Source organism: Hansschlegelia quercus (assembly GCF_004310425.1).
Taxonomy (GTDB): domain Bacteria; phylum Pseudomonadota; class Alphaproteobacteria; order Rhizobiales; family Methylopilaceae; genus Methylopila; species Methylopila quercus.
The window spans coordinates 292,215-315,601 of the sequence record NZ_SIUB01000003.1 but is presented as its reverse complement, the minus strand read 5'-3'; the positions used below and the strand labels follow the sequence as shown (position 1 = coordinate 315,601).

The window sequence follows — 23,387 nt, the reverse complement described above, 5'->3', positions numbered from 1 at the left end:
GAGGACATCATGGCCGACGCCGCGCCGCGCGACGCGCTCATCAGCGAAGCCGCCGCTCGCGCCGGAGTGAGGGCGGACGGCCCGCCCCGACCCTTCGTCGAGGCGCTGTTCGTACGAGCCTCCCGCGAAGACCTCGCGCCGTTTTCGGCCGCGGCGCTCGCTGATCTCGCCTATGGCGCGTGGGCGCACCTGCAGCATCGCTCGCCGGGAGAGCCCGACATCCGCCTCGCCGACCACGATCTTGCGGATGTCGGCGAGATCACCGCGCTTGAGATCGCGAACGACGATATGCCGTTCCTGCTCGACAGCGTGCGCGGAGAGCTGACGGAGCGCGGGCTCGAGATCCGTTTCGTCGTTCACCCGATCTTTGCTCTGACGCGGAACGCCGACGGCAAGCTGACGAGCTTCGAGGGCGACGCGGACCGTGCCGAGTTCGAGCACGCGCCGCGCGAAAGTCTCATCCACATCCATCTCGAGCGGATCGACGACGCAGCCGCCCGGGAGGACCTCGTCGCCGCGATCCGCACGACGCTCGGCGAGGTCCGCGCGGCGACGGAGGACCACGACGGCATGGTCGCCGCCGCCGGCGAGGCGGCCGGGGCGCTCGCAGCCTCTCCGCTCGACTGGGAGGCGACGGCGGAGGCCGCCGCGTTCCTGGCCTGGCTCGCGAATGGCGACTTCATCTTCCTCGGCGCACGCGAGTACAGGCTGGTCGGAGAAGGCGACGACGAGCGCCTGGAGCAGATTTCCGAGACCGGCCTCGGCGTGCTGCGCGACCCCGCGACCCGCGTGCTCCGCCGCGGCGGCGAAATGGTGGTGCTGACGCCCGAGATCCGCGCCTTCCTGCATGAGAAGCGGCCGCTGATCGTCACCAAGGCCAGCGTGAAATCAAAAGTGTTTCGCCGGCTCTATATGGATTATATCGGCGTTAAACGCTTCAATTCTGAGGGAGAACTGACGGGCGAACTACGCATCGTCGGCCTGTTTACGGCATCGGCCCTTATGGAGCCGGTGCGCGAAACGCCGCTGGTCCGCGCCAAGGCGGAAGCGGTGAAGGAGCGCGCGGGCTTCGACCCGGAGAGTCATTCCGGACATGCGCTCGCGGGCGTGCTGGAGGCGCATCCCCGCGATGAAATGTTCCAGGCCGACGAAGGCGCCCTGTTCGACGCGGCGATGGAGATCATCGCGCTTTATGAGAGACCGCGGGTGAAGGCGCTGACGCGCGCCGACCGCTTCGGCCGTTTCATCTCCGTGCTCGTCTATGTTCCCCGTGAGCGCTACGACTCCGACGTACGCGCAAAGATCGGCGCGCATCTCGCGGAGCGCTTCGGCGGCCGCGTTTCCGCCTATTATCCGGCGTTTCCGGAAGGCCCGCTCGCGCGCGTCCACTTCATCATCGGCCTCGACCGGGACGCCAAAACGGTGGACGCGAGGACGCTTGACCTCGAACTCGCGGATCTCGTCCGGAACTGGGGCGACCACCTGCGCGTCTCGCTCGCCCGCGACGTCTCCGGCGCTGCGGCCCGCACGCTCGGCGCGCGCTACGGCGCCGCCTTCGGCCCGGCCTACGAGGCGCGCGTGCAGGCGAACGACGCGGTCGTCGACATCGCGCATATCGAGGGCCTGACCGACGCGAAGCCCTTCGCGGTCGACTTCTACCGGCCGGCCGACGAGCCCGAGACGCGGCTCAGCCTCAAGGTGTTCTCGCGGCGCGACCCGATCGAGCTGTCGTCGCGCGTGCCCATCCTCGAGAACATGGGGTTCCGCGTCATCGCCGAGCGGAGTTACCGCATCGAGCCTACCGCGCGATCCCGCGTTTGGCTGCACGACATGGTTCTGGAGCGCGCGAACGGCGGCGCGATCCAGCTTACCTCCGAACTCGACGAGCGGCTCGAGGCGACGCTGGTCGCGACCCTTTCCGGTCAGGCGGAAAGCGACGGCTACAACGCGCTTGCCCTCGAAGGCGGCCTAGAATGGCGCGACGTCGCGCTGCTGCGCGCGCTGTCACGTTTCCTCCGCCAGACGCGCGCGCCTTACGACCAGGACTATCTCTGGCGCACGCTCGTCCGCCATTCCGCGCCCGCCGCGAAGATCGTCGCTCTGTTCCACGCGCGCTTCCACCCCGCGGCCGAAGGCGACCAAGGCGCCCGCGAAGAGGCGATCGCAGCCGAGATCGACGAGGCGCTCGACGCCGTCGACAATCTCGACGAGGACCGCATCGTCCGCCGCTTCATGAATTTGGTCCGGTCGGGTCTTCGCACGAACTTCTACCAGCGCGAGGAGGGCGGGAGCTTCCGTCCGACGATCGCGATCAAGTTCGACAGCCGCAAGCTCGAGGACCTGCCGGCCCCGCGGCCGCTGTTCGAGATCTTCGTCTACAGCCCGCGAGTAGAAGGCGTGCATCTTCGCTTTGGCAAGGTCGCGCGCGGCGGCCTGCGCTGGTCGGACCGCCCGCAGGATTTCCGCACTGAAGTGCTCGGCCTGGTGAAAGCCCAGCAGGTAAAGAACGCGGTGATCGTTCCGGTCGGCGCAAAAGGCGGCTTCGTGCCGAAGCAGTTGCCCGCCGGCCCGCGCGAGGCGTGGTTCGCTGAGGGTACGGAAGCCTACAAGCTCTTCATCAACGCCCTGCTCGACGTGACCGACGATCTCGACGGCGACACGGTCGTCCCGCCGAAAAATGTCGTCCGTCACGACGGCGACGACCCGTATCTCGTGGTGGCAGCCGACAAGGGCACGGCGACCTTCTCCGACACCGCGAACGGTATCGCGATCGAGCGCGGCTTCTGGCTCGGCGACGCCTTCGCGTCCGGCGGCTCGGTCGGCTATGACCACAAGGCGATGGGCATCACTGCCCGCGGCGCCTGGGAGGCGGTGAAGCGCCACTTCCGGGAGATCGATGTCGACATCCAGACCACGCCCTTCAGCGTCGTCGGCGTCGGCGATATGTCGGGCGACGTGTTCGGCAACGGGATGCTGCTGTCCCGCAAGATCCGGCTGATCGCTGCCTTCGATCACCGCGACATCTTCATCGACCCGAACCCGGATGCGGAGACCGCGTTCGAGGAGCGGAGCCGGCTGTTCGGCCTCGCGCGGTCGAGCTGGGCGGATTACGACCGGGGAAAAATCTCGGCCGGCGGCAGCGTGTTCTCGCGCAGCCTCAAGTCAATCCAGCTGTCATCGGAGGCGCAGGAGGCGCTCGGCCTCCAGAAATCCGCTGCGACGCCGCAGGAGGTGATGCGCGCGATCCTGGCCGCGCCCGCCGATTTGCTCTGGTTCGGCGGCATCGGAACTTACGTCCGCGCAAGCTTCGAGACTGATGACCAGGTCGGCGATCGCGCGAACGACGCGATCCGCGTCACCGCGCAGGACCTTCGGGCGAAGGTGGTCGGCGAGGGCGCCAATCTCGGGCTGACGCAGAAGGGCCGCATCGAGGCCACACGGCGGGGTTTAAGGCTCAACACCGACGCGATCGACAACGCGGCCGGCGTCAACACCTCCGACGTGGAGGTGAACATCAAGATCGCCTTCGCCGGTCCGTTGCGCGACGGGTCGCTCTTGGTCGAAGACCGCAACGCCACGCTCGCCTCGATGACCGACGAGGTTGGCCGGCTCGTTCTGCGCAGCAATTACGACCAGACGCTCGCCGTCTCGCTCGCCGCCAGACAAGCGGCGGAGGAGGCCGGCTTTCATTCGCGGCTGATGCAGACGCTGGAGGCCCGCGACCTGCTCGACCGAACTGTCGAGACGCTGCCTGACGACGCTACGCTGTCGGAGCGCGTGCGGTCTGGAGAGGGACTTTCGCGCCCTGAAATCTCGACTCTGATCGCCTGGGCGAAGATCGCCTTGTTTGACGACCTTCTGGCCTCGACGGCACCGGACGATCCCTACTTCCGTGATAACCTGACCCGCTACTTCCCCGAGCCGATGCGCGAAAGGTTCGGCGAGGCGATCGCCGGCCACCGGCTGAAGCGGGAGATCGTCGCGACCGCAATCGCGAACGCCATGGTCAACCGCGGCGGGCCGGCGATCGCGGTTCGCCTCGCCGACCAGACGGGCGCAGGCGCGGCCCGCGTGGCCGCGGCCTTCGCGGTGGCGCGCGACGCTTTCCGGATGGACGAGATCCACGGCGAGATCGACGCGCTGGACGCGCGCATTCCCGGCGCCCTGCAGCTCGAACTCTACGCCGCGATGCAGGAACTCCTGCTCCACCGCATGGTCTGGCTGCTGCGCAACGTCGATCTCGACACGGGGTTGGAGCAGATCGTCGCGCGCTTCCGCGACGGCGTCGACGCGGTCTCGGCGTCGCTCGAAGAAGCGCTGGGCTCGGACGCCGCCGAGCGGCGCTCTGCGCGCGCCGCCGCATTGGTGCGCTCCGGTCTCCCGGAAGCGCTCGCGGCTCGCTTCTCCGCCATGCTCGCGATCGAGGGCGCGACCGACGCCGTGCTGATCGCCGAGAAGACCGGGCGGCCGGTCGATCAGGCGGCCACCGCCCTGTTCGCCATCGCCGAGCGCTTCCGCATCGGCCAGATCGTGCGGGCCGCGCAGGGGATGACCGCCGCCGACTATTACGAGCGCCTCGCGATCGACCGAGCGCTCGACCAGATCGGCGTCGCCGCCCGCGCCATGGCGATCGCCGCGCTGAATGCCTCCGACGCCGGCGGCGCGGAGGCGGTCGCGGCGTGGACCGAAGGCTCGCTCGACGTGGAGCGCGTCAGACGCGCGGCGTCCGAGATCGCGGGCTCGGGCTTGACGCTCGCCAGGCTGTCGGTCGCATCGAGCCTACTGGGAGATCTCGCGCGCGAGACGGGGTAAGGGCCAGAAGCGGCGCTTCTTACGACTGCCGGCCCGTCTCGGCGATCGCCGGCGGCAGCGGGGCGAGCTTGCGGTCGAGGGCCTCCGCTAGGAAGGCACCGACGCAGGCGTGGCCGTAATCGTTCATGTGGAGGTTGTCGCGGGTGATCATGCCCGCGGCGCCGGCCTTCGCCAGCGCTCGCATCGCGTCGAAGCGGTGAGCGACCGGCACGCCGGTCGAAGCCGAGACCGCATTGATCACGTCGAGGTAGGGAGCGAAGGCGGCTTCGTCCTTCGGCACGTATTGCGGGTCGAGCAGCGCGACGTCGACGCCGGCGGCCGCGATCTCCGACAAACCCTCGGTCGCGAGCGCCTTGAACTTCACGAGGTCAATGCGCCGCGCCGCGTCGTTCGTGCCGATCTGCCAGAGCACCAAGTCCGGCTTAACCGTCGCGATTTCCTTCGGCATCCGCGCTTCGGCCCCCTCGGCGGTCTCGCCGCCGACGCCGCGCGCGATCACCTCGACGTCGACGCCCGGAAGCCGGCGCGTCATCTCGTCCTGAAGGCGCGCGGTATAGGCTTTGTCCGGCGAGGTCGCCCCCACGCCTGCCGTGGAGGACGAGCCGACGACGAGGATGCGGAACGGGTCCTTGTCCTTCAGCCGGGCCGCCGCGCGGTCGAGCTTGCCGTTCATGGCGAGGTATCGCTCTGAAACGGTGCAGGGGGCCTTGAGGGGTTCGCTCGTTGCGGCAAAGGCGCCGACTAATGTGCAGACGCCGAGAACGACGCCGGCGCAGACGAGACGGGCGAACGCCATGAAGGGACCTCTGTGCGTGTGACCAGCGCGGTGTGGAGCTACTCCCCCGCGAGTGATCAAGCTATTAGCACGGACCTAAATCGTCGTCAGCTGAGTGATAACCCGTAGTCTGAACGCTTGGTGAATGGCCGCCATGCGCCGACATCCCGACCTCAGTGCCGGAAGTGGCGCATTCCGGTGAAAACCATGGCGAGACCGGCCTCGTCGGCGCGCGCGATCACCTCGGCGTCGCGCATCGAGCCGCCGGGCTGGATGACGGCGGTCGCGCCAGCCTCGATGGCCGCGTCAAGGCCATCGGCGAAGGGGAAGAACGCGTCAGAGGCGACGACCGAACCTCGAGTCAGCGGCTCGGTCGACCCCGACGCCTTCCCGGCGTCGAGGGCCTTCTGCGCCGCGATCCGCGCGCTGTCGACGCGGCTCATCTGGCCCGCGCCGACGCCGACCGTCGCGCCCGCCTTTGCATAGACGATGGCGTTCGACTTGACGTGCTTCGCCACGCGGAAGGCGAACCTGAGATCGGCGAGTTCGGTCTCGGTCGGCGTGCGCTTCGTCACGACCTTGAGCTCGAGATCGTCGACCACGCCGGCATCCCTGTTTTGGACGAGGAAGCCGCCCGCGACCGTCTTGAAGGCGAGGCCCGCCGCGCGGGGGTCGGGCAGACCGCCGGTCACCAGCAGGCGCAGGTTCTTCTTCGCCGCGACGATGGCGCGGGCCTCGTCGTCGGCGTCGGGGGCGACGATCACCTCCGTGAAAATCTCGACGATTCTCCGCGCAGCGTCCGCGTCTAGAATCCGGTTCAGCGCGACGATGCCCCCGAAGGCCGAGACCGGATCGCAAGCGAGCGCTCGCTCGTATGCCTCGCTGAGGCTCGCGCCTTCCGCGACTCCGCAGGGATTGGCGTGTTTGACGATGACGCAGGCGGCCGTGCGAGCGGCGTCGAATTCGCCTACGAGTTCGAAGGCCGCGTCGGTGTCGTTGATGTTGTTGTAGGACAGCTCCTTCCCCTGGAGCTGGATCGCTGTCGCGACGCCGGGCCGAACGGCAGGCGTGCGGTAGAAAGCCGCCTGCTGGTGCGGGTTCTCGCCATAGCGCAGTCCCTGCGCGAGCGTTCCGCCAAGCGCGCGGAACGCCGGCGTCTCGTCGCCCGCCTCGCCGGAAAGCCACGTCCCGATCGCGGCGTCATAGGCCGCGGTGCGTGAAAACGCCTTGGCGGCGAGCCGCTTGCGAAGCGCGAGCGTCGTCGCTCCGTCGTTCGCCGCCATCTCGTCCAGCACGGCGGCATAATCCGCAGGCTCGACCACGACCGCGACATGGGCATGGTTCTTGGCCGCGCCGCGGATCATCGCGGGGCCGCCGACGTCGATGTTCTCGACCATGTCGTCGTAATCCGCCGCGCGCGCCAGCGCCGCCTCGAACGGGTAGAGGTTCACGACGAGCAGGTCGATCGGCTTAATTCCATGCTCCGCCATCGATGCCTCGTGGCCGGCATCGCCACGGATCGCGAGCAGCCCGCCATGGACCTTGGGGTGCAGCGTCTTGACCCGCCCGTCCATCATTTCCGGAAAGCCGGTCAGCCCCGAAACGTCCACCACGTCGAGGCCAGCCTCGCCGAGCGCTTTCGCGGTCCCGCCGGTCGAGACGAGCGCGACGCCGCGCGAGACCAGCGCCCGCGCGAAATCGATCAGGCCGGTCTTGTCGGAGACCGAGATCAGGGCGCGGGAGATCGGGCGTTCGGTCATTGCAAAGCCGTCCGGTGGCGTGAAGCCCCGCCCGGTAGCATCTCCTGCGGCTCGGCAGAAGGGCTTCCGCCGCCAGTCAGGCGTCCTCGAACAGGGTCGCCGCCTGCGGAGGACGGCGACCGCGCGGGCGCGGCTCGTCGAGCGCCTCGAAGCTCCAGGCGATCCGCCGCGCGGCATGAAGCCGGGTTTCGATGACGATCTGCTCCGCCCGCCGCGGTCCGCGATGGCCAGACAGAAACACGCTTTCCGCGAGAGTCACCGCAAAGCCCGGCGCGGAGAAGCTCCACGCCCCACCGCCCGGCAGCGCCAGCAGCACGCCTTGCCCGTCCTGCCGCGCGCTCGCCTTCACCGCGGGGTGCAGGTGGAAGCGCAATGCGAGCGGAGCATCCTGCTCGCGCCGTCGCGGCCGTTCCGGCGCGCGGAACACGTCTTCGCCGGAGAGCCTGCGCCCGTCGGAGGACAGTGCGAGCGAACGCTCGTGGATGATGTTGAAGCGCGGCGCATAGCCGTCGTGGCTGGTGACGACGCGCACGCCGGCCTCGTTCCGCTCGCGACGCGCCGTGACGGTCCGCGGCCCCTGGACCACCGGCGCGCCGATCAGCCGGTGGAGCCAGGCCGGCGCGAACTGGCAGGAGGAGGCGTCGCCGATCGTCGCCGTCGAATGTGCGGCCGTCGCTCGCGCCGCGCTCGCCCAGTCCGCCCGGCCGAAGCGGGGCGCGCCGCAATTGACGACGATCCGGTCGGTCTCGGCGGAGAACTCGAAGGACAGGCAGCCGGCATGCGCCTCGCCCGAGAGTGCGCCCGGCGGCGGCGGCCCGACGTCCATGATCGCGAAGGCCTCACCGCCCAGGAGTCGCTGGTACCCGGAATGGCTGGCGTTCTCGACAGGCTCGCCGCGCGTGTCGTCATGGGCAAACACTGTGGCGACGAGATCGCTCGGCGTCGGGCCGGCGCCGTTGAATTGCGCGAACTCGCCGTCCGGATGCCGGAAGAAGCGCAGCATCGGCATCATCCGATCGATCGCGCCGAGCAGCGCCTGCGGCGGCAGAAGATCGCGCGACGCAAGGGCCTGTTTCAGCGGCAGCAGATCGACCAGCCCATAGACCAGCGCCGCCGGGTTGCGGCTCGCATGTCCGCCGTCGGCAAGGATCTGCCGGTCGAGCTCGGCGGCCAGCGACTTGATCGCCGCCTTCAGCAGCCGGCCCTCGCCGGAAAGGCATAGGCCGGCATAGACGAGGGCGACATGCACGGTCAGGCGGGGCATGCCGTCAGGCGCGGCGCCGGCCTGCCGGTCCAGCCGACGGGTCTGCCGCGCGATGCTCCTGAGGAAGCGGCGGAAGAAGGCCTTATCGGCGCCGTCGAGAATCAGCGGCGCGTGGCAGAACCACGAGATCAGCCGCCTCGCCGTCACGTCCGGCCGGCGCGCCGCGGGATCCCGGCCGCCGTTCAGCGTGATCCACTCGTCGACCAAAGCGCGGGCGTTGGCGCGGGCGAGCGTCGTGTCGGCCGCCCTGAGATGCCGCAGCCAGCCGAAGCCGTGCAGCGTCTCCGCCCAGTCCTGGGAGGGCGGCGTCGCAAGGAAGGGCGAGCCGCCCTGCGTGTTCAGCGACTTGTGAGCGAAGGCGAAGATGCCGGCGTAGATCTCAGCCGCGCGCGTGGGGTCGCAGGTGCGCAGATCCTGCGACGCGATCAGCAGTTTTTCCGGCGCACGGCGCGCGAAATCCGCCGGGACGCGGACACACGCGATCGCGCGCCGCGCCGCCGCGCGAACGGCGAAGGCGAGAGAAAGCCCGGCGAGCCGCGTCTTATCCCCGAGCGCCGCCAAGCGCCATCGACCTCCAACCGAGCGGGCGAACGCCCCACCCGCTCAACGAGTCTTGCACAGCGTCTCGCCGCTGTCGCGATTCGCAGCCGCCGTCAGGCGACCGAAAAGCGCGCCGCGAAGAAGCCGTCGAGCCCTGCGAGCCGCGGATCCTCGTTCGGCAGATGGCTTGGCAGGGTCCGCAGATAGCCCTCGGAGGTCACTGCTTCGGGAAGGCCGGGCAGTTCGTCTTTCTCGACAGGATCAAGCCGAAGGCGCGGATTGCGCGCGAGCAGGCTCGCGACCTGCCGTTCGCCCTCCTCAGGCTCCAATGAGCAAACGCAATAGACGAGTTTACCGCCGGGCTTCACCAGCCGGACGGCCGCGTCCAGCAGCGTGGCTTGGAGCTTTGCGAGGCTCGTTACCTCGTGCTCGCGCTTCATCCATGCGACGTCGGGATGGCGGCGGATCGTGCCTGTCGCGCTGCACGGCGCGTCGAGCAGCACGGCGTCGGCGGGCTCGAACGGCATGGTCGCGGCATCGCCCACTCGGCATGTGGCGGACAGGCCGAGCCGCGCGAGATTCTGCGACAGGCGCGTCAGCCGCTCGGCGGACTTGTCAACAGCCACAACCTCAGCGCCGGCCGCCGCGAGCTGCGCGGTCTTGCCGCCGGGGGCAGCGCAAAGGTCGATGACGCGCTGATCCCTGATGTCGCCAAGCAGCTTTGCGGGCAGGCTGGCGCCCGCATCCTGCACCCACCACGCGCCCTCGGAAAAGCCGGGAAGCGCCGTGATGGAGCCGTGCGTCAGCAGCCGGACCGTCCCGTTGGGCAGCGCGACGCCGCCCAGCCGCTCGGCCCAGAGCGCGGGATCGGATTTGACGGTGAGGTCCAGCGGCGCTTCGAGCGTAATGCTCTCGGCGATCCGCTCAGCTTCTTCCGCCCCATAGGCGCGTGTCCAGCGCGCGTAGAGCCAGGGCGGGACGTCGGCGCCGGGAATCTTGTCGGGCGCGCCCGCTCCGACGATGCCACGGAGCACGGCGTTGGCGAGGCCGGCGAAATGACGCGCTTCGGGGTCGGCCCGCGCGCAGGCGACCGCGAGGTCGACCGCCGTGTGGACCGGGACCTCCATGAACAAAGCCTGCGCCGCGCCGGTCGCGAGGATCGCCTCAAGCGGGCCGGCCTTCTTCGGCAGGCCTTTCTCCAGTTTCGCCGCGATCAGGGACCGCAGCGTGCCGAAGCGGCGAAGCGTGACGCCAGCGATGGCGCGGGCGAGCGCCCGGTCACGCTCGGGAAGCGCCCGGAAGCCGGACGGATCGTGCTCGGCCTCTAGCGCTCCGTCGAGAGCGCGGGTGCGGGTGAGCACGGCGTCGACCAATTTTGCCGCGGCGCGGCGCGGCGCGAGGCCCGGAGGCTCGGGCGCCGGCCGCGACATGCCGCCGGACTGCGGGCGGCGTCCCTGCGGGGCGCGGCCGCCCGGACGATCGTTCAACCCCACGGGCCGCTGCGCATGCCCGAGGACGCCCCCCACGGCCCAGAGCCGCGCGGCGTTTCCGGCGCGGCCGTAAGGCCGCCACTGCCACCCATCGTCTGCGCGAGCCGCATCAGGGCGGCGATCCGGTTTTCGGTGGCCGGGTGGGTGGAGAACAGATTGTCCATACGCTCGCCAGACAGAGGATTGATGATGAACATATGCGCGGTGGCGGGGCTTCGTTCCGCCGCGAGATTGGGAATGCGCGCTGCAGCTCCCGCGATCTTGCCGAGCGCGGAAGCAAGCCAGTCCGGGCGCCCACAAATTTCCGCGCCAAGCTTGTCCGCCTCATACTCCCGCGAACGGCTGATCGCCATCTGCACCACCATGGCCGCAATCGGCGCGAGGATCATCATGGCGATCGTGCCTACGACGCCGAACGGCGCTTGGTTCTCCCGGTTGTTGCCGGAAAAGAGAAACCCAAAATTTGCGATCATCGAGATTGCGCCGGCGATCGTCGCCGTGATCGTCATGGTCAGCGTGTCATGGTTCCTGACATGCGCCAGCTCATGCGCCATGACCCCCGCCACCTCTTCGCGGGTCAGCGAATTGAGCAGGCCGGTCGTGGCCGCGACCGCGGCGTTCTGCGGATTGCGGCCGGTCGCGAAGGCGTTCGGCTGGTCCTCCTCCATGATGTAGACCTTGGGCATGGGCAACTGCGCGCGCCCTGCGAGTTCGCGGATCATGCCGTAAAACTCCGGCGCCGTGCGCTCGTCGACCTCCTGCGCCCCGTGCATGCGGAGCACCATCTTGTCGGAGTTCCAGTAGCTGAAGAGGTTCATCGCGAGCGCCACGACGAAGGCGATCGCGACGCCGCCTTTGCCGCCGATCAGGAAACCGACGCCCATGAACAGCGCGGTCAGCCCAGCGAGCAGGATGGCCGTACGGAAATAGTTCATCGACGTCTCTTCTCCTCGATCAAAACCGCTCCTAGCGGCGCTGCGAACCCTATATGTGGAGCGGCCCGCCGCTCCGCCACGAACGGCGCGCTCACGTTCTCAACAGGTCATGACGCCATGGCGGATACCCCCGAAACCAAGCGCAGACAGGCCGCCGAGCGCGCGCTGGCCGAAGCCGCCGAACGCCGTGCGGCTTACGAGCGCGCCGAGGCCGAACTCGCGGAGAAGCGGGAGATCGACGGACGCGGCGGACGCGACCCCGTTCGTTACGGGGACTGGGAGAGGAAGGGGCTGACCAGCGATTTCTGACGCGCCGCCGACCAAGCCGCGCCGGTCGATCCTGCCGCGCCTGATCGGGCGGGGCCTTCTTGGCCTCGTCCTGGTCCTTGGCGCGACGGCCGCAATCGTGCTCTCGGACCTCGACGGATGGTGGCCGCTCGACCTGCGAGACAGGCCGGGCGCCCTCACGCCATGGCGGCTGCGGCTGCTCGCGGCCGATGAGAAAAGCTGCCTTGCGACGCTCCGCCGGTCAGGGATCGCGCCGCTCACGGTTTCCCAACGTCCGCTCGTCAACGGCTGCGGCTATACCGACGGCGTCGCACCCGCGGCCTTCGCGCTCGCGCTCGACAAGCCGCCGGTGATGCGCTGCGCGCTCGCCGCGACCTACGCCGCCTGGGAGCGCCACGTGGTGCAGCCTGCGGCCAAACGGCGTCTCGGCTCGGAGGTCCGCGAGATCAGCCATTTCGGAGCCTATTCCTGCCGCGACATCCGCGGCAGGCCCGGGCGGCGATCGCAGCACGCGACCGCTAACGCGATCGACATCTCCGGTTTCACGCTTGCCAACGGCCGCCAGCTCACGCTCTCACGGGATTGGAAGGACGACGGCGCCGAAGGCCGCTTCCTCCGGGAAATCCGCGACGGCGCCTGCGGCCTCTTCGTCGGCGTGCTGTCGCCCGACTGGAACGCCGCCCACGCCGATCACTTTCACCTCGACATGGGACGGTTCGGGGTGTGTCGGTGATGGCCGATCAGGGAACCACCGTCACCCGCGCGCCGACCCTTACCTTCTCGAACAGGTCCACGATGTCCTCATTGCGCATCCGAATGCAGCCATACGAGGCGTAGGTGCCGATTGAGTTCGGCCGGTTGGTGCCGTGGATGGCGTACTGGTCCCGGTCGAGCAGCAGCGCGCGCGGACCCATCGGGTTCGTCGGACTGCCGCCGGCGATGAGGTTCGGGAGAAACGGCTTGTCGCGCTTCACTTCCGCGGGCGGCGACCAGGCGGGCTGCACGAATTTGCCCTTGATTTTGGCCGTGCCGAGCCACCTCTTGCCGTTCTTGCCGACCGCGACCGGGTAGCGCCAGGCGCGGCCGTCGCCGAGCACAAGATAAAGCTTTCTCTGCCCGTTGCTGACAAGAATCGAGCCTGCGCCATAATCGCCGGCGTCGAACGGCACGATCTCGCGAGCTGCGGCCGGCGCGACGCCGAGAAAAAGCGACAACGCGAGCGCGGAAACGCGGCGAACTCTAAACATCGCTAGAGACCTCGAAAACCGAAGCCGGATGGCCCGGACCAGACTGTGACTGCGGCATCATGCGCAGACGCCGCTGAAAGCCAGGTTTCGGCGAGGCTGCAAAACCATGGAGCCGGATTAGGAGAGTCTTTATCTATGCCACAACCTCAGATTGAGTTACGTCTGGTGCGCTCCTGACGAGCTGAAATCGATTCGTATGGTATGTCTTTATTCCTTTATCCGAGATTGATGCTCCATTATCGTAGGATCATGATCCTTGATCAGCCATTTTCGGCCCGGTTGGCCCATCTCGCTTGCGGCGCTTTGGCGGGCGTCGTCGTCGGGGCTGGCGCAACCCTCGCCTCGATCAAGCGAGAGCCCGCGCCCCACGGGCACGTCGAGCGGCCGACCAGCAGCGCCGCAGTTGCGGCGTCCGCGCTCGCGGTCATCGACGGCGATACGCTGGAGGCGCGGATAGCAGTCTTCCCAGGTCAGGAGATCGTAACCCGCATCCGCCTCGCAGGGGTCGATACGCCGGAGCGCCGCGGCCGATGCGCGGGCGAACGCGACGCTGCTGAAAAAGCGACGCGCGCTCTCAAGGCTCTGGTGGAGGGCCGCAGGCTCAGCCTTACGGATGTGCGCGGCGACAAATATTTCGGCCGTGTTGTCGCCCGCGTCGCCAATGAAGACGGCGATGTGGCGGACGCCCTGATCTCGGGCGGATATGGGCGGCCTTATGGAGGTGGGCGGCGCGAGGGCTGGTGCTGAATTCGGTGTGTGCGGCGTCAAGCGGCGGCGAACTGCTCGGCGGCGCCGTTCGCCTCGCCCTCGCCCGCCAGACGAAGCTGGTTCCGTCCCGAGCGTTTCGCGTCGTAAAGCGCGCCGTCGGTCTCGGCGTAAAGCTGGTCGAACGGATCTGAGGCGCGGCGTGTCGCGAGGCCGATCGAAACGGTGACGACGATCGCTCGGTCTCCGACGACGATGGGCCGGTTCTGCAACGCCTTCCGGAACGCTTCGATCGAGCCTGTAAGGCGCCGGAGACTGCGATGGTCGGCAAGCAGCGCGAACTCCTCGCCGCCGAGGCGGCCGACGAGCGCCATCCCTTCGAAGCGCGCGCTCATCATCCGGCCTATCGTCTCGATCACCCGGTCGCCCGCCTGATGGCCATAGGTGTCGTTGACGCGCTTGAAATGGTCGATGTCGACGATCGCCATGAGAGTCGCGGCGTCGGGCTCTTGCTCCGCGGCTTCCATCAACGCGCGGCGGTTCAGCATGCCGGTCAGCATGTCCGTGCGGCTGAGACGCTCCACCAGCAGCTTGGCTTGATAGAGCTCGCGCTGCGGCAGACCCATGAGCAGGCTGACGGGTATGGTCACGACAAGAACGATGACGGTCGTCAGCGTCCAGTTCCGGAGCGTGACCTCCCAGGAGACGAAGAAGATCATCTGCTGAGCGCCGTCGAGCGACAAGGCGGCGACCAGCGCGATAGCGGTCACCATCGCGACGTAGCGACGGAGCTCGCGGTCCGTCGTGATGCGCGGTCGAGCGACCGGCTGCAGCAAAGTGGCGAGTGCAGTCCGCAATGCGCCCCCCGGCGGGTCATGTGCTCAAGACCTGCCGGAGATACTTGCCGCAAACCTTGAGGAATCCGTCAACGAGCGGCAGGAGCGCAAGAAGCCCGACGGTTAGGCGGCCTCTCCCTTCTTCCGGTTCTGCCGATGGTCGATGAGATCGTCGACCACGCCGGGATCGGCGAGCGTCGAGGTGTCGCCCAAAGCGCCGAACTCATCCTCGGCGATCTTGCGCAGGATGCGGCGCATGATCTTGCCCGAGCGCGTCTTGGGCAGGCCGGGCGCGAACTGGATGAGGTCGGGGGACGCGATCGGCCCGATATCCTTGCGCACCCAGGCGACCAGCTCCTTGCGGAGCTCGTCTGTACCCTCGACGCCGGCGTTCAGCGTGACATAGGCGTAGATGCCCTGGCCTTTGATGTCGTGGGGGTAGCCGACGACCGCGGCCTCCGCGACCTTCTCGTGCGCGACCAGAGAGCTTTCGACCTCGGCGGTGCCCATGCGATGGCCCGAGACATTGATGACGTCGTCGACGCGCCCCGTGATCCAATAATAGCCGTCCGCGTCGCGCCGACAGCCGTCGCCGGTGAAGTACTTGTTCGGATAGGCCGAGAAGTAGGTCTCCTCGAAGCGCTTATGATCGCCGAAGATGGTGCGCATCTGCCCGGGCCAGGATTGCGCGATGACGAGGTTGCCCTCGGCCGCGCCGCCCAGAACCTTGCCCTCCGCATCGACGAGCTCAGGCTCAACACCGAAGAACGGGGTAGTGGCCGAGCCCGGCTTCAGATCCGTCGCGCCGGGAAGTGGCGTGATCAGGATGCCGCCGGTCTCCGTCTGCCACCAGGTGTCGACGATCGGACAGCGGCCGTTGCCGACGACGCGGTAATACCACTCCCAGGCTTCCGGATTGATCGGTTCGCCAACTGAACCCAGCAGGCGCAGGCTCGCCCGCGATGTCTTCTTCACGGCCTCCTCGCCGCCGCCCATCAGGGCGCGGATCGCGGTCGGCGCGGTGTAGAAGATGTTGACCCCGTGCTTGTCGACGACCTCCCAGAAGCGGGAGGAGGATGGATAGTTCGGCACGCCCTCGAACATCAGCGTGATCGCGCCGTTCGCGAGCGGGCCATAGACGATGTAGGAGTGGCCGGTCACCCAGCCGACATCGGCCGTGCACCAGTAAACGTCGCCCTCGTGATAGTCGAAGATCAGCTCGTGGGTGTACGAGGCATAGACCAAATAGCCGCCGGTCGTGTGCAGAACGCCCTTCGGCTTGCCGGTCGAGCCTGACGTGTAGAGGATGAACAGCGGATCTTCCGCGTTCATCGCCTCCGGCTCGCACTCCGCCGCAGCGTTCTTCACGGCGTCTTCGTAGCGGACGTCGCGGCCTTCCTTCATAGGCACGTCCGCACCGGTCCGGGTCACCACGAACACGGTCTTCACGCCGCCCACCTTGTCGATCGCGGCGTCGGTGTTTGCCTTCAGCGGGATCTTGCGTCCGCCGCGCAGGCCCTCGTCCGCCGTGATCACGCAGGTCGAAGCGCAGTCCTCGATGCGACCGGCGAGACTGTCCGGCGAGAAGCCGCCGAACACGATCGAATGCACCGCGCCGATGCGCGCGCAGGCGAGCATCGCGTAGGCCGCCTCGGGGATCATCGGCAGATAGATCGTGACGCGGTCGCCCTTTTCGACGCCGCGCTCCTTCAGCGCGTTGGCGAAGCGGCAGACATGCTTATGGAGCTCGCGATAGGTGATCGCTTTGGAGTCCTTGGGATCGTCGCCTTCCCAAAGGATCGCCGTCTGGTCGCCGCGCTTCTCGAGATGGCGGTCGACGCAGTTCGCCGAGACGTTGAGCGCGCCGTCCTCGTACCACTTGATCGAGACGTTCCCCGGCGCGAACGAAGCGTTCCTCACCTTGGTGAACGGCTCGATCCAGTCGAGACGCTTGCCGACGTCGCCCCAGAAACCGTCCGGATCGTCGATCGATCGCGTGTAGTCGGCATTGTACTTGGCGGCGTCGGCGTGGGCGCGCGTCTTCCAGTCCTGAGGAACGGGATAAACCTTCTCGGACATCGTCTTCGCTCCCGGCCTGTTCGTCTCGCCCGCTCGTGATCGCGGCGGCGCTGGTGAGCCAGTCTACGGCGCGGCGGCCAACCTCCTCAAGCGCTCGGCGCTTTGAACTTTGCGCGCATGCGGCGCGAGACCGAGCTCAGATCTCTTGCGACCTGAGGCGCCACACCGTCGTGCGCTTGATGTCGGAATCCTCAAGCTCGCGCGTCACCGGCACGGCGTAGTCGGCGAGCGGCGCCAGCCGATCCTTCGGCAGGTAGGAACGGCCGGGATCGCCGATCAACACGGGAACGCCGCGCGCCGCGAAGCCGTCGAGCCAGGCGAGCAGGCGCTGGGCGAGGTCGCGCTCGTAGAACAGGTCGCCGACCGTGACGATCTCAGCCTTCGGGAAGCTGCGGCCGATCGGATCCTCGCCGGATGTCGAGATCGCGACGCCGTTCGCCGCGGCGTTCGCCTCGATCGCAGCGAGCGCGAACGGATCGATATCGACCGCCAGAACGGACGACGCGCCGGCCTTCATCGCGGCGATCGCGACAAGCCCCGAGCCCGAGCCGACATCGAGAACCCGCCGGCCGCGCACGGTCTCGGGGGCGTCCATGAGATAACGCGCAAGCGCTTGCCCTCCGGCCCAGGCGAAAGCCCAGAACGGCGGCGGCAGGTCGTCGCGCTCGAGCTCTTCTTCCGTCTTCGACCAGAGCGGCACGGCCTCGTCGGCGACGTGGAGCGCAATCTCGGGGGCGTGCGGCACGGGCCGCAGCCGCGTGTTCGCGCGGACGAACTCCGCCGGGTCGCTCAGTCCTTCAGCCCGCCCATGCGGCGGACCTCCGCCCACTCATCGTCCGTCACCGGTTGCACGGAGAGGCGCGACTTGCTCACCAGCGCCATGCCTTCGAGCTTCTGGTTCGCCTTGGCGTCGGCGAGCGTCACGGGATTCGGCATGTCTTCGACCGCCTTCAGGTCCACGCATTCCCAGGCCGGATCGTCGGCGGTCGAGTCGTGATGGGCCGTCTTGACCACCTCGACGATCCCGACGACCGCCTTGCCCTCGTTGGAATGGTAAAAGAATCCGCGATCGCCGACCTTCATCGCGCGCATGTTGTTGCGCGCCTGATAGTTGCGGACGCCGGACCATTCCGCGCCCTTCGCGCCAGCCGCCTTCTGGTCGTCCCACGACCATGAATCGGGCTCGGACTTGAACAGCCAGTAGGCCATGAAAGCTCTCCGGTTCAGACTTCGGCGCGCAAGGGCCGAGCGAGCAGGTTCGCGACCGCGGCCCCGACGCTGACGCGCTCGGCCAGCACGTCGGCGACGGCGGAGGAGATCGGCATGTCGACGCCGTGCTCCGCCGCGAGCCCGATCAGCGCCTCCACAGTCGCCGCGCCCTCCGCGAGCTTGTTCGGCCTCGGCTCGCCGCGCCCCAGCGCGAGGCCGAGCGAAAAGTTGCGCGATTTGGTGGACGATGTCGTGAGCACTAGGTCGCCGAGGCCGGACAGCCCGGCGAGCGTCTCGGGACGGGCGCCGAGCACGAGACCGAGCCGGGCGAGCTCCGCAAAGCCGCGCGCGACCATCGCGGCGACCGCGCTCAAGCCGAGGCCGCGGCCGGCTACCGCGCCGGCTGCGATCGCGAGCACGTTCTTCGCCGCCCCGCCCAGCGCCGCGCCGACGACATCGTCCGACCAATAGGGCCTGAAGGTCCGCGTCGCGAGGCTCTCGGCGATCCTGGCCGCGGCGTCGGCTTCGACGCAGGCGAGGGTCACCGCGGTCGGCAGGCCGAGTGCGACGTCTTCCGCAAAGCTAGGCCCGGAGAGGATGGCGTGGCGCAGTCCCGGCAGCGATTCCGCCAGCACCTCGTGCGGCAGCTCGAGAGTGCCCTGCTCCACGCCCTTGCAGCAGGTGACGGCGATGGCGTCGCGGCGCACGAGCGGGGCCAGTTCGGCCGCGACCTGTCGCAGCGCCTGGGTCGGCGAGACCAGCAGCACGATGTCGGCGTCGCGGACGACATCGTGATCAGCGGTCGGAAGGACCTTCGGGTGCAGCCTGATGTCCGGCAGCCGCTCGGCGTTGACGCGGGTCTCGGCGACTTCCGCCATCCGCCCGGCGTCTCGGCCGAGAAGCGGCGTCTCGCGGTCGGTCGCCTCCGCCGCGACATTGGCGAGGGCCGTGCCCCAGGCGCCGGCGCCGACAACGACGACCCTCACGCCTTGGCTCCCGGCAAAGCGGCGGCTGCGTCCAGCGGCCAGCGCGGGCGCGGCGCGAAATCAAGGCCGTCTTCAAGGCCGAGCGCCAGCCGCTCCGCGCCGGCCCAGGCGATCATCGCGCCATTGTCGCCGCAGAGGTTGAGGGGCGGCGCGATCAGGCGCAGGCCGAGCTCGCCTGCGAGCCGCGTCAGCGCAAGGCGGATCGAGCCGTTCGCCGCGACGCCGCCCGCGACGACCAGCGCGCTCGGCTGGCCGAAACGCTGGATGAAGAGGCGCGCGGCGGCGCGCACGCGGTTCGCGACGACGTCGGTCACCGCCGCCTGGAAGCCGGCGCAGAGATCGTCGACGTCCTGCTCGGAAAGCGGCGCCGCCTTTTCGGCTGCAAGCCGCACGGCGGTCTTAAGGCCCGACAGCGAGAAATCGGGCTGCTCCCGGCCGAACATCGGGCGGGGAAAGGCGAAGCGGACGGGATCGCCCGTCTCCGCGCGCCGCTCGACCTGCGGACCGCCGGGATAACCAAGCCCGAGCATCTTCGCGACCTTGTCAAAGGCCTCGCCCAGCGCATCGTCCACCGTCGTGCCGAGCCGGACGTAGCGTCCCACGCCGAGCGCCGCAACGAGCTGCGTGTGCCCGCCGGACGCGAGCAGCAGCAAATAGGGGAAAGGAACCCCGTCCGTCAGCCGGGCGGTGAGGGCGTGCGCCTCGAGGTGATTTACCGCCACGAACGGCCTCTGGGCGACCAACGCCAGCGCCTTGGCGGCGGTCAGTCCCACGATCACCCCGCCAACGAGGCCCGGGCCGGCCGCCGCCGCGACGCCGTCGAGCTCCGCGAGTTCGACGCCGGCCTGCTCGAGCGCCGCCTCGACCACGCCGTCGAGCGCCTCCACATGGGCGCGGGCGGCTATTTCCGGCACCACGCCGCCGAACGCGGCATGCTCCTCGACCTGCGCGCGCACCACGTTCGACAGGATCTCGCCCGGCCCCTCGCCCGTGCGGCGCACGATCGCGGCGGCGGTCTCGTCGCAAGTCGTTTCAAGGCCGAGGACGAGCATCGATGCGGGCGTTCCGAGCATGGAAGCCGCGAGACATAACGGGCTCCGTCCCACAGCGCCAGCGCTGGAAAAAACGCTCGGCAGCGTCGCGATCGCCTGATACGCCGCTCCCGATGACCACGCCCCTTCTCCGCATCGGCACCCGCGGCTCCCCCCTCGCGCTCTGGCAGGCCAATCGCGTGCGCGATGGTCTGGTGGCGGCGCTCGGCGGCGATGAGGCCGCGGTCGAGATCGTCGCGATCCGCACGACAGGCGACGCGATCCAGGATCGGCCGCTGTCGGAAGCAGGCGGCAAGGGCCTGTTCGTCAAGGAGATCGACGAGGCGCTGCTCGCCGGCCGCGTCGACCTCGCGGTGCATTCCGCCAAGGACCTGCCGACCGAACTCGCGCCGAACACGGTTCTCGCCGCGACGCTGCCCCGCGCCGACGTGCGCGACGCCTTCATCGGCGGCGGCGCCGCTACCCTCGACGCGCTGCCCCGCGGCGCGATCGTCGGCACGGCGTCGCTCCGCCGCGGCGCGCTCGTGAAGCGGCTCAGGCCCGACGTCGAGGTCGTTTCCTTCCGCGGCAACGTGCAGACGCGGCTCGACAAGCTCGCCCGCGGCGAGGTGCAGGCGACGCTGCTCGCGCTCGCCGGACTTGACCGTCTCGGCCTCGCCGCCCATGCGACCGAAATCCTCGATGAGGAGGCGTTCCCGCCGGCGCTTGGCCAAGGCGCGATCGCGGTCACCGCGCGCCACGACGATGAGCGGACGCATGCTGCTCTGAACGCGCTGAACTGCGTGGATACCGCCGCTGCCCTGGTCTGCGAGCGCGCGTTCCTCGCGGTGCTCGATGGCTCCTGCCGCACGCCGCTTGCGGGTCTGGCTCGGGTTACAGAGGGGGTCATGCGCTTCCGCGGGATGGTCTTGTCGCTCGACGGGTCGGAGGTCGTCGAAGGCTCGGTTGCGGGTGACGCGAGCGAGGCCGCTGCGCTCGGCGCGGAGGCCGGACGCGACGTGAAGGGGCGGACGCCCGCCGCCCTGCTCGCAGCCTTCGGCTGAGAGGCGATGCGATGAGGGTGCTGGTCCTCAGGCCCGAGCGCGCGGCGGTCCGCACCGCCGAGGCGCTGACCCGCATGGGCCATGAGCCGATCCTCGCGCCCGTTCTGACGATCGAGGACCTCGAGTCGCCGATCCCTGACATCAGCTTCGACGCCGTGCTGGCGACCAGCGCGAACGGCCTGCGCAAACTTCGCGGACGCGCGGAGATCGCCGCGCTCTCAAGCCTGCCGCTGATCGCGGTCGGCGACAGAACGGCGCAGGCCGGCCATGAGGCAGGGTTCGCAACCGTGTACGTCGCGGAGGGGGACGGCCGCGCGCTCGTCGCCGAGGCGAAGGCCCGTTTTCCAAAACCGGGGCGCTTCCTGCACGCCGCCGGGGCCGACCGCGCCTTCGATATCGCGGGCGCGCTCGAGGCCTTCGGCCATCACGTGAGCGTGGTCGAGCTCTATCGCGCGACCGCCGCGACCGCGCTCTCTGAGGGCGCACGCGCGGCGCTGGCGGACAGCGCCGTCGACATCGTGCTGCATCATTCTGGACGGATCGCCGAAACCTTCCTCGCGCTCGCCGATCGAGCGGGCCTCGGCGACGCGGCGCGGACGACGGCGCACGCCGCGCTCGCAGGCCGCATCGCCAAGACGCTCGCAGAGTTCGGCTGTTCGCGCGTCGTGATCGCCACGCGGCCGGACGAGGCCGCTTTGTTCGAGGCGATGGCGACGGTCGCGCCTGCCGGCTCGCCTTCCGGGAGCGGCCGTTCTAGTTAAGAAGGCCGAGCCGCTGGATCGGCGGCGCGCAGCTTTTTCGAGCGAGGGATGAGGCCGATGGCGGACCCGAAAGGACCCGAGACCGGACAGGCGGGCGGTTACAGCGCCCGCCCGAAGCCCGCCACCCTCGACCTTTCGGCGACGGAGGTTTCGAAGCCGGCCCAAGAAGCGCCAAAGCCGGAACCGGTCGTGGATCCCCGCAAGGCGCCGCCCGCGCCCCCGAAGCCATCAGAGGCTGCAAAGCCTTCCGAGCCCTCAAAGCCCACGGAGACGACCAAGCCATCCGCCGCGGCTCCTGCGTCCGAGGCGGCGAAGTCGGACGCACCGGGCCAGTCGGAACCGTCGACCAGCGTCCCGCCATCGGCCGCCAAGTCCGACGTGAAATCTTCGGACACTGCGTCTGGCGGTCCGCGCGCTTCCGCCGCGAAGCCGGCAGCCGACAAGCCGTTCGACTCGCCCGCCACCAGCATGCCTTTGCAAACGCCCAAGGCGCGGAGCGGGCCGGGGTACGGGTCCGTGATCGCGGCGGCGCTCGGCGGCGCAGCCCTCGCTGTTCTTGCGATCGCCTTGTTTGGCCGCGACCTCATTCCGGCGGCGACGGTGGATGACAGCCGGGTTGCGGCCGCCGAAGCGAAGCTCGACGCGATGAGCGGCGACCTCGCCGGGATTCGCGGCCAGATCGGCCAGTCCGCGCAGTCGAGCGACACCGGCGCGCTCGCCAAGCAGCTCGAGGAGATCGGCCAGACCGTCACCACGACCGGCGGCCGAATGGACGCCGTCGAGGGCCAGGTGAAGCAGATCGCCGAAAAGGTCGCTCAGCCCGCCGTCGATCCCGCTTCCGTGGCCATGCTCGCCGGCAGGCTCGACGGCGTCGACGTACGCCTGCGCGACGTCGCGACCGCCGACGCCGTCGGAGCGCTGCAGGCGCGCGTCGCCGGCGCCGAAACCAAGGCGGACGCCGCGGCGTCCGCGCAGCAGATCGCCGCCATCGAGGCCCGGGTCGCCAGCGTCGACAAGACGGTGTCTCAGGCCATCGAGCCGTTCGACAAGCGCCTCTCGGCAATCGAGTCGATGCTGAAGGCCCGGCCTGTCGGCGATCCCGTCGCACGTCAGGTCGTCGCGCTTGCTGCGCTCGAGCAGGCTCTGGAAGCCGGCCGGCCCTTCCCGGCCGAGTTCGCGGCGGTGAAAGCCTCTTCCGACCTGGGCGAGCTTGCGGCGCTGGAGCCCTTCGCCGCCTCCGGCGCGCCGACCCGCTCGGCGCTCTCCGCTCAGCTCTCTTCGATCCTAGCCGGCCTGCCGGCGGAGAAGCCCGCCGAGGGCGCAAGCGTCTTCAGCCGCCTCGTCGCGAATGCCGGCGGCATCGTGAAGGTCACGCCGAAGGAGAGTCCCGGCGCCGGTTCAAGCGACGCCCGGTCCCGCCTCGCGGCGCTCGCCGCCTCCGGGGACCTCGAACAGGCGCTCGCCGCCCGCGAGAGCGCCGACGAAACCGTCAAGGCCGCGACGGCGGACTGGGCGAAGACAGCCTCCGTCCGCCTCGCCGCCGAAACAGCGCTTACGGGCGCCCGCGGCGCCGCTCTCTCCCGTCTCGCCGCGATCGACTGAGGG

At 69.1% G+C, this 23,387-nt stretch carries 19 protein-coding genes; 7 read left to right on the top strand and 12 right to left on the bottom strand.

What is annotated here, in order from left to right:
* The first annotated feature begins 9 nt into the window (after positions 1-9).
* Complete coding sequence (locus EYR15_RS08460) at positions 10-4,812, top strand: NAD-glutamate dehydrogenase (RefSeq protein ID WP_131002983.1); 4,803 nt, start codon at positions 10-12, stop codon at positions 4,810-4,812.
* Between the two features lie 19 nt (positions 4,813-4,831).
* On the opposite strand, the gene EYR15_RS08455 is transcribed toward EYR15_RS08460, so the two are convergent.
* The 5 genes from EYR15_RS08455 to htpX form a co-directional block, all read right to left on the bottom strand.
* Positions 4,832-5,608 carry an SGNH/GDSL hydrolase family protein gene (locus tag EYR15_RS08455; RefSeq protein ID WP_131002981.1) on the bottom strand — a complete coding sequence of 259 codons (777 nt, stop codon included), beginning with the start codon at positions 5,606-5,608 and terminating at the stop codon, positions 4,832-4,834.
* Positions 5,609-5,760: 152 nt separating this feature from the next.
* Positions 5,761-7,347: a bifunctional phosphoribosylaminoimidazolecarboxamide formyltransferase/IMP cyclohydrolase gene (gene purH, locus EYR15_RS08450; protein ID WP_131002979.1), complete on the bottom strand. Its 1,587-nt coding sequence runs from the start codon at positions 7,345-7,347 to the stop codon at positions 5,761-5,763.
* A gap of 76 nt (positions 7,348-7,423) precedes the next feature.
* A complete protein-coding gene (locus EYR15_RS08445) occupies positions 7,424-9,172 on the bottom strand; it encodes a heparinase II/III family protein (RefSeq protein ID WP_131002977.1) in 1,749 nt (582 codons plus the stop codon).
* Between the two features lie 92 nt (positions 9,173-9,264).
* A complete protein-coding gene (locus EYR15_RS08440) occupies positions 9,265-10,581 on the bottom strand; it encodes an RsmB/NOP family class I SAM-dependent RNA methyltransferase (protein WP_131003283.1) in 1,317 nt (438 codons plus the stop codon).
* Positions 10,582-10,634: 53 nt separating this feature from the next.
* Positions 10,635-11,576: a zinc metalloprotease HtpX gene (gene htpX / locus EYR15_RS08435; RefSeq protein WP_131002975.1), complete on the bottom strand. Its 942-nt coding sequence runs from the start codon at positions 11,574-11,576 to the stop codon at positions 10,635-10,637.
* A gap of 117 nt (positions 11,577-11,693) precedes the next feature.
* Here htpX and EYR15_RS08430 point away from each other — a divergent pair, with 117 nt between their 5' ends.
* Both EYR15_RS08430 and EYR15_RS08425 read left to right on the top strand, forming a co-directional pair.
* Complete coding sequence (locus EYR15_RS08430) at positions 11,694-11,885, top strand: DUF1674 domain-containing protein (RefSeq protein ID WP_131002973.1); 192 nt, start codon at positions 11,694-11,696, stop codon at positions 11,883-11,885.
* 97 nt (positions 11,886-11,982) lie between these two features.
* The gene (locus EYR15_RS08425) at positions 11,983-12,597 is read left to right on the top strand and encodes an extensin-like domain-containing protein (protein ID WP_245498211.1); all 615 of its coding nucleotides are present in this window, start codon (positions 11,983-11,985) and stop codon (positions 12,595-12,597) included.
* A gap of 7 nt (positions 12,598-12,604) precedes the next feature.
* On the opposite strand, the gene EYR15_RS08420 is transcribed toward EYR15_RS08425, so the two are convergent.
* Positions 12,605-13,111: a L,D-transpeptidase gene (locus tag EYR15_RS08420; protein WP_131002969.1), complete on the bottom strand. Its 507-nt coding sequence runs from the start codon at positions 13,109-13,111 to the stop codon at positions 12,605-12,607.
* A 228-nt stretch (positions 13,112-13,339) separates the two neighbouring features.
* Between EYR15_RS08420 and EYR15_RS08415 the strand changes: the two genes are divergently transcribed.
* A complete protein-coding gene (locus tag EYR15_RS08415) occupies positions 13,340-13,858 on the top strand; it encodes a thermonuclease family protein (protein ID WP_205741599.1) in 519 nt (172 codons plus the stop codon).
* Positions 13,859-13,875: 17 nt separating this feature from the next.
* Here the strand turns inward: EYR15_RS08415 and EYR15_RS08410 are convergent, their stop codons facing one another.
* The 6 genes from EYR15_RS08410 to tsaD all read right to left on the bottom strand — a co-directional run bounded on the left by EYR15_RS08410 (position 13,876) and on the right by tsaD (position 19,978).
* Complete coding sequence (locus tag EYR15_RS08410; protein ID WP_131002966.1) at positions 13,876-14,673, bottom strand: GGDEF domain-containing protein; 798 nt, start codon at positions 14,671-14,673, stop codon at positions 13,876-13,878.
* A 102-nt stretch (positions 14,674-14,775) separates the two neighbouring features.
* Positions 14,776-16,731, bottom strand: a complete 1,956-nt coding sequence (gene acs, locus EYR15_RS08405; protein WP_131002964.1) for an acetate--CoA ligase — start codon at positions 16,729-16,731, stop codon at positions 14,776-14,778.
* A 136-nt stretch (positions 16,732-16,867) separates the two neighbouring features.
* Complete coding sequence (locus EYR15_RS08400) at positions 16,868-17,560, bottom strand: class I SAM-dependent methyltransferase (protein ID WP_131002962.1); 693 nt, start codon at positions 17,558-17,560, stop codon at positions 16,868-16,870.
* Positions 17,521-17,940 carry an EVE domain-containing protein gene (locus EYR15_RS08395; protein WP_131002960.1) on the bottom strand — a complete coding sequence of 140 codons (420 nt, stop codon included), beginning with the start codon at positions 17,938-17,940 and terminating at the stop codon, positions 17,521-17,523. Before EYR15_RS08395 ends, EYR15_RS08400 begins: the two co-directional genes overlap by 40 nt.
* 14 nt (positions 17,941-17,954) lie before the next feature.
* Positions 17,955-18,926 carry an NAD(P)H-dependent glycerol-3-phosphate dehydrogenase gene (locus tag EYR15_RS08390; protein ID WP_131002958.1) on the bottom strand — a complete coding sequence of 324 codons (972 nt, stop codon included), beginning with the start codon at positions 18,924-18,926 and terminating at the stop codon, positions 17,955-17,957.
* Positions 18,923-19,978, bottom strand: coding sequence for a tRNA (adenosine(37)-N6)-threonylcarbamoyltransferase complex transferase subunit TsaD (tsaD, locus tag EYR15_RS08385; RefSeq protein WP_131003282.1), 1,056 nt, complete (start codon positions 19,976-19,978; stop codon positions 18,923-18,925). The genes EYR15_RS08390 and tsaD overlap by 4 nt, the downstream gene beginning before the upstream one ends.
* A gap of 113 nt (positions 19,979-20,091) precedes the next feature.
* Here tsaD and hemC point away from each other — a divergent pair, with 113 nt between their 5' ends.
* The 3 genes from hemC to EYR15_RS08370 are packed head-to-tail and all read left to right on the top strand — an operon-like array spanning position 20,092 to position 23,384.
* The gene (gene hemC / locus EYR15_RS08380) at positions 20,092-21,021 is read left to right on the top strand and encodes a hydroxymethylbilane synthase (protein WP_131002956.1); all 930 of its coding nucleotides are present in this window, start codon (positions 20,092-20,094) and stop codon (positions 21,019-21,021) included.
* Positions 21,022-21,032: 11 nt separating this feature from the next.
* Complete coding sequence (locus EYR15_RS08375; protein ID WP_131002954.1) at positions 21,033-21,782, top strand: uroporphyrinogen-III synthase; 750 nt, start codon at positions 21,033-21,035, stop codon at positions 21,780-21,782.
* 57 nt (positions 21,783-21,839) lie between these two features.
* On the top strand, positions 21,840-23,384 hold the full coding sequence (locus EYR15_RS08370) for a COG4223 family protein (RefSeq protein WP_131002952.1): 1,545 nt from the start codon (positions 21,840-21,842) through the stop codon (positions 23,382-23,384).
* Positions 23,385-23,387 lie beyond the last annotated feature (3 nt).